The following is an 11,606-nucleotide window of genomic DNA, read 5'->3' as shown; positions in this document are numbered from 1 at the left end:
GGCTTCAGTACCCGCCACCCGCTGCTGCACAATGAAATCCTCGCCATCCAGGCGTGGCTGGCGGTGCGGGCAACGATGAAGGGCGCGCAGAGCGACTGGCTGTTCCTGTCGCGCCAGGGCGGACCGCTGACGCGCCAGCGTATCTACCAGGTCATCAGCGACCTGGGGCGGGCGGCGGCCATCGTGGTCGACCCGCACCCGCACATGCTGCGCCACGCCTGCGGGTTTGCGCTGGCGGACCGGGGGGTGGACACGCGGCTGATACAGGACTACCTGGGGCACCGCAACATCCGCCACACGGTGCGGTACACCGCCAGCAATGCGGCGCGTTTTCGGGATGTGTGGCAGTTACGGGAAGGGCGAGAAGTTTTACAGTTAGGACCAAACTGTCAAACAGTGTAAATGCCGATGTAACCCGCCGCCAGTTTTTTCAGGCCGGCGCCCCGCCCCAGAGTGTATCGTTTTGTAAAACCTCAATATTCTTCGCGAACACCCCCTTGCAACAATTCAGACCTTTCTTATTTCTTTTAACAACTTAGGTTGGATTTCCGATTATTACAATTGGACACATGCCGCCCTGTCGCGTCCCTGCTTTTTCTTTTCCACAGGTTCTGCTTCCCGTTACGTTATGGCGGCATTTTTTCCTGTCAACCGCTAAACAACCGGTGGATTGCACTGGTTTGTAACCACATTTGTCAAAATGGTCCTAAATGTCAAACCGAATGGACATCAGATTCTGTCAGGTTGATGTGTCCGAACTAACTACAGTGTGTGGATTCTCTACAATTTTAAAAGAAAGAGGTTTGTACAAATGAAAAGCATTTTTAAATTAGCGGCGTTATCACTGGCTGTTATCGGTGGTGTGAATATGGCTCATGCATCGCCATCTACGACGGTGACCGTGAGTGGTAGCGTGAGTGCTGTGACCTGTGACCTGGGTGTGGATGCTAACAAAATCGATCTGGGTGTAGCTTCCCCAGCCGACTTCGACTCGGGGGCGGGGAAGCTTCACATTCAAACCCAGCAGGCCTTCAGCGTCCTGACCAGTCACTGTGCGGGGGTGCCTATCGCGACGACGGGTCAGGCGGCAATTAAAATTACGGCGCCAACCACGTCGTCGGGTACACAGTACTTCGCAGACGGTCCAAGCCCTGACTTTGCCATTGGTCTCTATACCGGGACGGATCCCACTAAATTGATTCATAATAGCGACCTCGTCCAGATTGTGAAAGCCGGCGCGCCATTAGCTGATATTAATAACGTATCAACGCAATTTCATGTCGGTCTGCTTAACGCATCTGTAGGCAAACCCAAACCGGGGAGCGTGACTGCGCCCATCACCTTTACGTTCGTTTATAACTAATTAGGTGCTTATTGGCGATATGGATACCCATATCGCCATCATGTTCGTATTCACTGTCCTGTTTCGGACTTAATCAGCTAAGCAGAGAATATAATATGATGTCAGACGCGATGATGAAGAAAATACTTATCGTCTCGGTTTTTGTTGGAACAGGGGTTCTTGCCCGGCCGGTGTTGGCCGACGGCGTGGGGATTAATGCACTACGTATCATCTATCCGGCAAAGAGTCACGGTGTTGCAACGACAGTGCGTAACACGACGAAAGATGATGATTACCTTACCCAGGTCACGGTGTCCTCGGGCATGGATGGCGGAGACGCGCCTTTTATTACGACACCGCCTATTTTCCGCCTGGCCGCAAAAAGTGAAAACCGGGTACGAATTATCAAAACCGGGGGGAACTTACCTTCCGATCGTGAATCCCTGTTCTGGTTCACGATGAAGGCCATCCCTGTCAGCTCGGACGGCAATACGGTTGACGGAAAAGTAAATGGCGCGGTTCAGATTGGATTAGGCAACATGATAAAACTTTTTTATCGGCCGGACGGTTTACCCGTGCCGCCTGAAAAAGGGTTTTGCATGTTGACGTTCAAGCAGACCTCTGCAGGGATCGACATCACGAATAACTCCCCTTATTTTGTGAGTTTTGCTTCCTTCAACGTTGGCGGAAAGGAACGCATGTCACAGACGCAGCCAGTGAAAATGGTGGCGCCATTATCGCATGAGGAGATGAAGGTAAAAGGCGTGCATGCGCCAGCCAGCATCGATTGGGCAGCGATTACCGATTACGGTGGCACAGTTAATTGCAAGGGAAGTCTCCTGTGACGACACAGACGCCCACCTGGTTGACACAGAAGATACTCGCTGTGGCGGTGATATTTCTTTCTTTCGGGGCCACGCATGACGCCATGGCCGCTTATACGCCAGGAAAATTATCGCTAAGTATGATCCTTGAAATGGCAACCTGTGATGTTGCCGTGGCAACCTCACCGACCCTCGTGTTCCCAACGTTATCCTCGACGGATTTGGCCGAAGAAGCGGGGCATGTGAGTGCAGGCGGAAATCAGAAAATCACGCTGAACATAAGAAATTGCCCGTCGTCGGCGCAAAAGGCGGGGGCAACGCCGGCAGTAAAACTTCTGGGTGTTACTGATGCAACGTCTAATGACCGAATTTTTCGGGATTACTCATCGACAGCGGTTGGCAATATTGGGTTTGGTGTTCGTTATCTTATGCCCGGCACGGAGAATGTTGATACCTCCCGCGGGAAGGATGGCGGATATTTAACCAACGGTGATTTTATTGATTTGGCCTCTGTCGGTAAGGCCGCCACTGACCAGGACGTCAGTTTTTTTGTCGATGTTGTTCATAAACCCATTGGCGAGTCTATATCTTCCGGCATATTAAAAGCAACGCTGAATTTCATCATTACCTTTCATTAATAAGCGTGCCGTCTGGTTTTAATCACATTATTAGGGCTGAAGAATGAGGCTGACCTGGGTAAAGAACGGTGTTGCATTTGGAATACAGGGGCTGTTATTCCTCGCGCCTCCTTTCGTTCAGGCGGGAGGAATAAGTGCGGATAAGACAAGGGTGGTTTTTTATTCCGGTTCGAAAGGCGAGTCTCTTGGCGTGAAAAATACGACAAACCATTCCTGGTTAGTTCAGGCCAGTGTGCAGGACGATGAAGGAGAGCCGGATAATACGATGTTTATCACCCCCCCCTTGTTCCGACTGGAGTCGAATGGGGCGAATTTCTTGCGCATTATTCATGCGGGGGGCAATAACGTAACGGAACGCGAGTTATTGAGATATGTGTATATAAAAGCCATTCCGTCATCCGAGCCGATTGATAATGTGGCGTCTCAGTTTGCTGTCGGGGTGGGTATGAGAATCAAGATGTTTTTGCGGCCGGCGTTGATGGCACGTCCAGGGGAAAAAACCTGGAAAGGCATTAGATGGTATAACGATAAGCATACAATATCTGGGTGTAATACCACCCCCTATTATGTGTCATTCAACCGTTTGACTTTTGATGACAGTCCGATGGACCTGAACACGGTTCCATCAATGTTACCTCCCTTCAAATGTGAGACGTATTCAGGACAGGGTTGGGTCAAAAACGTGCACTGGTCACTCATCGATGATTATGGCGGTGACACAGGGTGGTTTGAGGGAAGGGTGACTGAGCGATAACGCGTTAAATTCCTCAGGCCATGATTAATGCAGACATCCAGGGGGCGCGTATGGCGCTCAGTAACGATAAAATGAATACAATAAACAGGTTTTATGTGCGTCATGTCGTGATGTTATTTTTTTGCATGTTGCTCCCTGCGACGCTGTTAGCCGATGAGCGACAGGACGGGTTGCGATTTTCACCCATGGTTCTGAATTATAGCCAGGCTGATAACCCATCCGGGAAAAGCGTGACAATCTCCAATCATTCTCAACACGTTTTTTTGTTGAAAGGCAGTATTCGGGCGATGGAGGCGGAAACGGGACGAAACCGAAAAACAGAGGCCTTATCGTCGGATCTGGTCATTCTTCCCCCGTTATCCCGTTTGGAGGCCGGCGGGGAGTATACTTTTCGCATTCGAACCGTCGGGAATAATCTGCCCAAAGACAGAGAGTCTGCTTATATTGTTTCCATTACAGCCATCCCCGGAATAACCGCGCAGGGCACCCCCCCGGCGACAGGGACGCTGCAGATTGCGGTGAGAATGAATATACGCCTCTTTTATCGCCCAACGGGTATCCCGGCACGGAATAACAGTGACGTGGTGAAAAAGTTACGTTTTTACGGTAACGGGGACAGGCTATCCGTCGACAATCCAACGCCTTATTTTATTCATCTTAATAACGTGAGCATCAATGGAAAGAATGTCGGACAGGACATCATGGATGGGTTTGTTTCGCCTAAATCAACACGAGATTTCCCGGTAAAAATAACTGCGGAAGGGCAAATTTCATGGGTGTTCGGCCAAGAGAAAAACGTCCATCAGGCAACGATAACTCACCGTCAATAAATATTGAAATATACAGCCAGGGTAATTAATCAATGACGCGACTCCACGGTAGCAATTCCCTTTGCAAGGAATTACGTTTCAGACCCATCGCAATGTGGCTTAGTGGTCTGTTGATATTTGGTCATCACGCCGAGGCGAGAGAGTATTTCAATCCCGCGTTTCTTGGCAAAGATGCCGGGGTTGATTTGTCTGCCTTTGAACGGCTGGGGTATATTCCGCCGGGCCGGTATCCGGTCGATATTTATATGAATAAAAACAAGGTGGAGACCCGGTCATTAAATTTCAGGGAGCATCAGGGTAATACTGTTCCTGAACTTACGCTTTCTCAGCTGAATGACTGGGGGGTTAATGTGAAAGGTATCGCGGCGATACAGGGCAAGCCAATGGATACGGTTGTGTCAGACCTGCCCGCGTTGATCCCCCAGTCTGCAGTAACGTTTGACTTCTCTCATTTGCGGCTTGACGTGAGTATTCCCCAGGCGTCAATGCAACCCAGTGTCCGTGACAGAGTGGATCCTTCTTTATGGGATGAGGGGATCCCCGTATTGCTCATGAATTATAACGTCAATGGGTCTAAAGGGGTTTACGACAATCTCTCTGGGAGGTCGAATACCCAAAACCTGTTTGCAACGTTTCGTAATGGTATTAATGCCGGCCCCTGGCGTTTACGCAGCACGCAAACGTACACCTGGACTCATACGCATTATGGTAATGGCGTTTCTGATGACGCCTCGAGACGACAGTGGCATGCCTCGGACACGTATCTGCAACGTGATGTTCAGTTCCTCCGGGGGGAGTTAACGGCCGGGGAGTCCAGCACCGGAGGGGAGGTTTTCGACGGTATCCCGTTTCGTGGGGTTCAGTTGGTTTCCGATAATGCGATGTTGCCTGACAGTATGCAGGGCTATGCGCCGGTGATAACCGGTACCGCGAATTCCAATGCCCTGGTCACTGTGACACAGAACGGGTATACCGTTTATCAGACCACGGTCGCTCCTGGCCCTTTCCGTATTACGGATATGTATGCCGCAGGGAACTCAGGGGACCTGACGGTGACGGTCAGGGAGGCTGATGGAACCACTCACGTGTCAAGGCAGGCCTATTCCACCCTCCCTATCATGCAACGATCGGGGGGAGCCCGTTATGAAGTCACCCTGGGACAATACTACGGCGGGAATGTGACGGATGGGGCGCGTTCATCAACGTTTGGTATGGCGACGCTGGTATATGGCTTACCCCATAATGTCACCGCCTATGGTGGGGGATTGCTCGCAAGCCACTATCAGTCCGCCGTCGTCGGGACCGGCGTATCCCTGGGGGTCATCGGCGCGATGTCGATGGATGTGACCCTGTCTCGGGCACAACTCCCCGGCATGGGGGCCCATACTGATGCATGGAAGACGGGGCAATCGTATCGGGTGCGTTTTTCAAAAGATCTGATGGCGACCGGGACAGGGATAGACCTGGCGGCTTACCGGTATTCTACCCAGGATTACTATAGCTTTAGCGATATCAACAGTATGGGATACCCCCTGAGCGACGGTCAGGTTCCCTGGGCATTAGGCCGACGTCGCAGCACCATGCAGGTGAATCTTCGACAGTCAGTGGGGCGACTCGGCAGCCTTTACCTCAGTGCGTCACAGACACGGTACTGGGAGGGGGGGCGAACGGATACGAACCTGAGCTCAGGGTATAACATGATGATTAAAGGTGTCTCTGTGGGGCTGAATTACAGTATCGACCGGATAAAAAAATTCGGTGAATACCCGCAGAACCGTCAGCTTTCGCTGAATATGCAGATCCCCTTCAGTCTATTCGGACCGCAGCAGGCATTACAGAATATCAATGCCAGTTATGGCATGACCCATGACGGTCAGGGACGGGTAAACCAGACGACAGGCGTTAACGGGATCTTGCTCGACAACAGGTTAAGTTGGGGGGCGCAGCAGTCCTGGGGGAATGCCAACCAGCAGCCGGCCAGCTCTTTTTATCTGGGTTATCAGGGCAGTAACGGTAACGCCAGCGTGGGATACAGTCAGTCGGGGACGTACAAAAACTATAATTACGGCGTATCAGGAGGGGTATTGGTGCATCAGCATGGCGTGACCCTGGCCCGCAATTTGAGTGATGGCGCTGTACTGGTGCGGGCGCCTGGGGTCAGCGGGGCGACCGTCAGCAACGGAATACAGACCGATTGGCGAGGCTACGCTGTCGTCCCGGCAGTAACGCCTTACCGCAGGAACAGCATATCCATTGACCCATCCACGTTACCCGATGGCGCTGACATTGAGCAGACCAGCCAGTCGTTATATCCCACCCGCGGGGCGGTGGTGATGGCCGATTATCATGTCCGCATTGGGGGGCAATTGCTGATGACCCTGTTGCGTAATGGTCTGCCGCTTCCCTTCGGGGCAACCGTATCGCTGGTCGGCAGTGATATTCAGGCGACGGGAATTATTGGTGATGGTGGGAGGGTGTATCTGACCGGGATGCCGCCAAAGGGGCGTCTTCAGGCAAAATGGGGCAATACCCCAGAGCAGCAATGCCGGGCCTCATATCACGTGCGTGACAACGCATCTGCACTGACACAGTTGACGGCACAATGCCAGTAATGTTGGGGAGACGGAGGAACGTATGAAAGCAAACCGTGCAGGTTTTTTGAGGCGGCGCCCGTGGGGCAGAGTAGAGCGACACATATCGACAGTATCGGTTGTGCGTGCCTTATCTGTGCTCGCCCTGGGCATGATGGGCCTGATGACAGTGCTGCCGGCCAGGGCAGAGGTACCGTCGTGCCGTACGGTGCTTGCGCAGCTGGTCCCTCACTCGGGAGCGACAGGGTGGGTGTCAACCCCTGGCGCACACCGTGCCGCGAGTTGGTATGTCACTGTCAATCCTGGCGCGCTTGTTTTGGTCCCGGCAACACAACAGAGCAGTCGGGTCATCTGCATGGCCTCCGACAGCGACAAGAGTGAGGGGCTGGGGTATATCTGGTCATCCGGCTTAACGTCGCGTGATACTGATGTTGACAGCGTCACGACAACCGGGGCGGTGACGTCGGTCAAGGGGTATACCTTTGGTGAATCGACCATAGTGGAGGGGTTACCCTGGAACCGGGCCAACCTGAACGCGCCCAGTGTTCAGTTGGTGTGTACCGAGAATGCCACAGGGCGAACCGCCAGCGCCAACTACCCGGGCGATACGGTGATGGTCCCCCCGATGGGCGGGGGCATGGCCTTTATACGCTGTCCGGGGTCAGGCAAACGCGAAGTCACCATGAGCGTGAGTGCTTCACCGTTCCAGGGGGTGACAAATAGCAGGACGGCGGGGGTGGCCTATAATGATCTTCAGCAATCTTGCTCCCTAAACAGCCCGAATACCGGAGCGTGGGGTACGTTGTCAGGCGGCCCCCTGTTTTGTGGCGGTATTGTTGGCGTGGGCGATGGCTCTGAGGGCCCCGCGGGCCTGTTGTATAGCTTAAGTACCCAAAATGCCGGCACGCTGGTCCGCTCCTTGCGTAATATCGGCACTGGCGGTACAGACTCCTGGCAGCCGACGGCCTGTACCGTGTCGCTGTCTCAGGCAAGCCTGGACTGGGGTATTGTGAGTGAAAAAACACTGACCACCGGAGGGGCGCCGGCCCAAGCGGTGACGGTCACGGCGTCGTGCTCTGGCTGGCAGGCGGGGGCGCCGTGGCAAGGCCGCAACTGGCTGTATCTTGACGGCCCCGTGGTATACCGGACAACCCAGGGAAGTCCATCGTACAGCGGTTCATTTTATGCATCCAGTAACCCTTCTTTTGGTTTTGCACTGACGAAACAGGGGAGCAGCAGCATCGCACCTGGAAGTCTGCCCTTGCCTGCAAGACTCCTGTTGCCGTGGATACAGCCGGATGCTGACCATAATACGGTTCAACGCCTGTCGCTGGAGTTCACGCCGTTCCTGTTTCAGGGCGAGAGTGTGTACGGTTCGGGGCAATCGGCCTTGACGATTGATGTCTGGACGAATCTGGTTGAGTCGGCTTAAAGGGCGCGATGCCCCTGTATTGCGAGGCAGCGGTCTGCTACAGGGGCCGGGAAGGGTACGTATCACCGTGAAGGAGATGCTGGGTGCCGGTGTTTTCCCCTGTTATTTGCCCCAGCGTGCATTCGTGTCCACCTGCGCCAGGGGCGTGATGATGGCCGGCGAGCGGCTGCACCAGGGCGGGACTGTATGCCTGTACACCCATGAAAGACACCGTGACCGCGCGGCCCTGGCACCGGGCGGTCCGGTACCTCTCAGGCTGTCCGTCATCGACGGACCGGCCGGGGCTGGCGCATGCCGCCGGCACACCACGCCGCCGCCACGGGCGGCGGACAAACGTCACTGACGGAGACATCAATGAAAGCAAGGGTATGGATAGCCGGGCCGCGACTGGCCTGGGGGGCCGGATGCGGCGGGGGCACAGGTCCCGCCGGTCACGACCGGCGGGAGAGTGCGGTGACAAGCAGGAGGGGGGCATGACAGAGACGAGCATGCCGTGGCTGGACGGTTCATCTATCGGCACCTTGTTTACCAATGCCGATTGGCCGCCTGTGGGGTTCGAGCCTTTGACTCTTGACTGCCGTGATTTCCGGCTCACCTCCAAAGGGGCTACCGGTCCCACTGGAGCTGCTTTCGACAGGTTATTGAACGGAGAGGCCATTCAGTGCGGTGACATCACGGCTGACCGGGTGCCGAATGCGTTAAATCAGTTGAGGCGCCAAATAGACGTTGAACCGGCCAACCGCCAGAGCACAGATCCGGCGGCAGGCCATTATGGCGCGATGTCTGCCCAGATAACCCACACCATCACGATGAACTGAGCCACTGAATATCACGATGTCATATCCTCGCAAGCCCCGGCATACGACGACACGGCCGGAGGCTCGCCCGGGGTGGGCGATAGCCCCCGAATATGACAGGCGACAACCGGGCCTGCGGGCCCACCCGGACAACATGGAGAACCCTGTGACAACACGCTGCCCGCAGCCTTCGCTGCTGCACCCTGGCTCCCCCCTCGCGGGGCTGCTGCTGACCCTGCTGCTGACCGGCTGTGCGGCCCCGGCCGCACGCCCGGACGCCACCCCCGACACCGGGCGCCGGACCGTTACGGCCCTGCCCCTGACGCCCGCCCGGCCGGACGGGGCGGGCACACCGCACAGGGAACCCCCTGTGCCATCCGCATCCCCGCCGGAGACCCCGGGCGAGGCGCGCGATGCGCTCGCATCCCCCCTGCCGCCCGGCCTGAAGCAGCAGCTGCAGACCTGTCTGTTTGAGGCCAAACAACTGGCCGCCCTGGACAACGGCGCGTATCGCCAGCAGGTGGCTGCCCTCTACCGGCAGTTGCAGGCCGCCCGCTATTACGCCTCCATCGCCGCCGAGCTGTCTGCCGGCACGACCGATACCATTACGCCCCTGTACCAGTACAAGGTCAACGACGCCTGTCACGGGATTTCCCAGTCCCTGCTGACCGAACTCAAAAAGGGCAGCCTGCCGGCGCGGAGTAAGGGCGCATGACCGGGGTGGGCGGAGTGTCACCGCGGAGGCTGTCCGTGCTTCTGCTGCTCGCCGCCCTGGCGCCGTCCGGCGCACGGGCGCAGGGCACGCCGGACGGCGAGGCCTTTTTGTCTGTCGTGCAGGGACTCACGGTCCCGGGGGAAGCCCCCCCGCCGGTCCGGGTGTCGCAACCGGCGCACCCCGCCGCCGGGGTACCGGCCCCGCGGTCACCGCGCGTCGCCGACCTGACGGCGCAATTGGTCCGGGCCCGGGCCGACATCCGCACCCTGCAGGCCCGGCTGCAGCGAACGCCGGCAGACTCCGGAACGACAGACCCGGCGCTGACCGCGCGCATCACGCAGTTGCAGGCCCGGCTGGGTGACGCAGAGAAGGCCCGCGATACCCTGCAGGCGCAGCTGGCGACCGCGCAGGCGACGGCGACGCAGGTCACGCAGGCCCGGGACGCCCTGATGCAGCAGCTGACCGCCGCCGGTCACGACCGGAGCGTGGCGCAACAGACCGTTCGGGTGTTGCAACGCGGCCTGAGCGCCCTGCAGGCTCGCCTTGATGCGGTGGGGGACGCCTCGCAGGCGCAACAGGCGGCCCAGACGCAGCTGGCGCAGGCACAGGCCAGCATCCGCACCCTGCAGGCCCGGCTGCAGCGAACACCGGCAGACTCCGGAACGGCAGACCCGGCGCTGACCGCCCGCGTCACGCAGTTGCAGGCCCGGCTGGGTGACGCAGAGAAGGCCCGCGATACCCTGCAGGCGCAGCTGGCGGCCGCACAGAGCAGCCTGTCGCTGGCCCGCCGGGCGGCCATGGCGCCCCCCGCCTCACCGGCAGACGCGGAGCCGGACCTGCAGGCCCCGCCGGCCCAGCAGACCTACGCCAGCGGCGTGATGATGGCCGGCATGCTGCGCCGCACCCTGGCGTTGCAGCACGACCTTGGGGAAGCGCCGGACGTCCGGGTGTTCCTGGCCGGCGTCGAGGACGGGGTGAAGGGGCGCTCCCTGCTTGATCCGCACACGCTGGAGAGCCGGTACGGCGAGGTTGTGGCCCGCCTGTCCGACAGGGAGAAGGCAAGGTACGCGGAGGGGCGCCGCCGGCTGGAGACCCTGACGGCCGGCAAGACGCTGCTCAAGCGCAACAACACGTTGTTCTTTGTGCAGGCGGTCAGGGGCACCCGGGCACTGAAGGCCGGCGAGCAGCTGCACCTGTCGGTGCGTGAGAGCACCCTGGATGGTCGGGTCTTGCGGGACGACAAGGACCGGGCGGTCACCTGGGACGCGCGCCTGCCGTACCTGGTGCACCAGGCCGGGACGCTGGGACACCTTGGCGGGACGGTGGAGGTATACTGCCTGGCCTCGGATGTGTACCCGCCGACGGCGGTCCCGCCGGGGCTGTATGCCTATACGCCCATGAAATACACCGTGACCGCGCGGCCCTGACGCCGGCACACCATGCCGCCGCCACGGGCGGCGGACACACGTCACTGACGGAGACATCAATGCAAGCAAGGGTATGGATAGCCGGGCCGCGACGGGCCTGGGGGCCGGGTGGGGCGGGGGCACAGGTCCCGCCGACAAGCGGGAGGGGAGCATGACAGAGACGCGCGTGCCGTGGCTGGACGGTGCATCGGGCGCCCTGGCGGCCTGGTGCGTGCTGACGGTGCTGATGACCGGCCTGTTGCTGTGCCTGCCGGTC

Annotated in this window: 11 protein-coding genes; all 11 read left to right on the top strand. The window is 57.8% G+C overall.

All coding sequences use genetic code 11. The features are described from left to right. Positions 1 to 402, top strand: a 402-nt coding sequence (locus ADK28_RS11835; protein ID WP_048795738.1) for a tyrosine-type recombinase/integrase, incomplete at its 5' end; no start/stop codon positions are given. A 409-nt stretch (positions 403 to 811) separates the two neighbouring features. Then, on the top strand, positions 812 to 1,363 hold the full coding sequence (locus ADK28_RS11830; protein ID WP_048795737.1) for a fimbrial protein: 552 nt from the start codon (positions 812 to 814) through the stop codon (positions 1,361 to 1,363). Positions 1,364 to 1,458: 95 nt separating this feature from the next. Next, positions 1,459 to 2,187 (top strand): fimbrial biogenesis chaperone, encoded by a 729-nt coding sequence (locus tag ADK28_RS11825; protein ID WP_048795736.1) that lies wholly within the window; start codon positions 1,459 to 1,461, stop codon positions 2,185 to 2,187. Then, entirely contained in the window at positions 2,184 to 2,804 is a 621-nt protein-coding gene (locus ADK28_RS11820; protein ID WP_048795735.1) for a fimbrial protein, read from the top strand. Before ADK28_RS11825 ends, ADK28_RS11820 begins: the two co-directional genes overlap by 4 nt. Positions 2,805 to 2,847: 43 nt before the next feature. Beyond that, positions 2,848 to 3,558, top strand: coding sequence for a fimbrial biogenesis chaperone (locus tag ADK28_RS11815; protein WP_048795734.1), 711 nt, complete (start codon positions 2,848 to 2,850; stop codon positions 3,556 to 3,558). 50 nt (positions 3,559 to 3,608) lie between these two features. Further along, positions 3,609 to 4,388, top strand: a complete 780-nt coding sequence (locus tag ADK28_RS11810; protein WP_161802711.1) for a fimbrial biogenesis chaperone — start codon at positions 3,609 to 3,611, stop codon at positions 4,386 to 4,388. Positions 4,389 to 4,420: 32 nt separating this feature from the next. Then, a complete protein-coding gene (locus tag ADK28_RS11805) occupies positions 4,421 to 7,000 on the top strand; it encodes a fimbria/pilus outer membrane usher protein (protein ID WP_065426259.1) in 2,580 nt (859 codons plus the stop codon). A gap of 334 nt (positions 7,001 to 7,334) precedes the next feature. Beyond that, positions 7,335 to 8,411 carry a hypothetical protein gene (locus ADK28_RS11800; protein ID WP_152929693.1) on the top strand — a complete coding sequence of 359 codons (1,077 nt, stop codon included), beginning with the start codon at positions 7,335 to 7,337 and terminating at the stop codon, positions 8,409 to 8,411. Between the two features lie 473 nt (positions 8,412 to 8,884). Next, positions 8,885 to 9,229 (top strand): hypothetical protein, encoded by a 345-nt coding sequence (locus ADK28_RS11795; RefSeq protein WP_048795731.1) that lies wholly within the window; start codon positions 8,885 to 8,887, stop codon positions 9,227 to 9,229. A 145-nt stretch (positions 9,230 to 9,374) separates the two neighbouring features. Then, positions 9,375 to 9,923 carry a hypothetical protein gene (locus tag ADK28_RS32975; RefSeq protein ID WP_239686241.1) on the top strand — a complete coding sequence of 183 codons (549 nt, stop codon included), beginning with the start codon at positions 9,375 to 9,377 and terminating at the stop codon, positions 9,921 to 9,923. 35 nt (positions 9,924 to 9,958) lie between these two features. Then, entirely contained in the window at positions 9,959 to 11,350 is a 1,392-nt protein-coding gene (locus ADK28_RS30990) for an FKBP-type peptidyl-prolyl cis-trans isomerase N-terminal domain-containing protein (protein ID WP_048795730.1), read from the top strand. Positions 11,351 to 11,606: the final 256 nt, after the last annotated feature.

Source organism: Serratia sp. 506_PEND, from assembly GCF_001076875.1.
Classification (GTDB): Bacteria; Pseudomonadota; Gammaproteobacteria; order Enterobacterales; family Enterobacteriaceae; genus Serratia; species Serratia marcescens.
Note: the sequence above shows the minus strand (reverse complement) of the source record. Positions and strands in the feature narration are given on the sequence as shown.

Bases quoted from the DNA above. Each gene is read 5' to 3' on its own strand.
- ADK28_RS11830 (WP_048795737.1), top strand. From the start codon at position 812: ATGAAAAGCATTTTTAAATTAGCGGCGTTATCACTGGCTGTTATCGGT.
- ADK28_RS11825 (WP_048795736.1), top strand. From the start codon at position 1,459: ATGATGTCAGACGCGATGATGAAGAAAATACTTATCGTCTCGGTTTTT.
- ADK28_RS11815 (WP_048795734.1), top strand. From the start codon at position 2,848: ATGAGGCTGACCTGGGTAAAGAACGGTGTTGCATTTGGAATACAGGGG.
- ADK28_RS11810 (WP_161802711.1), top strand. From the start codon at position 3,609: ATGGCGCTCAGTAACGATAAAATGAATACAATAAACAGGTTTTATGTG.
- ADK28_RS11805 (WP_065426259.1), top strand. From the start codon at position 4,421: ATGACGCGACTCCACGGTAGCAATTCCCTTTGCAAGGAATTACGTTTC.
- ADK28_RS11800 (WP_152929693.1), top strand. From the start codon at position 7,335: ATGGCCTCCGACAGCGACAAGAGTGAGGGGCTGGGGTATATCTGGTCA.
- ADK28_RS11795 (WP_048795731.1), top strand. From the start codon at position 8,885: ATGACAGAGACGAGCATGCCGTGGCTGGACGGTTCATCTATCGGCACC.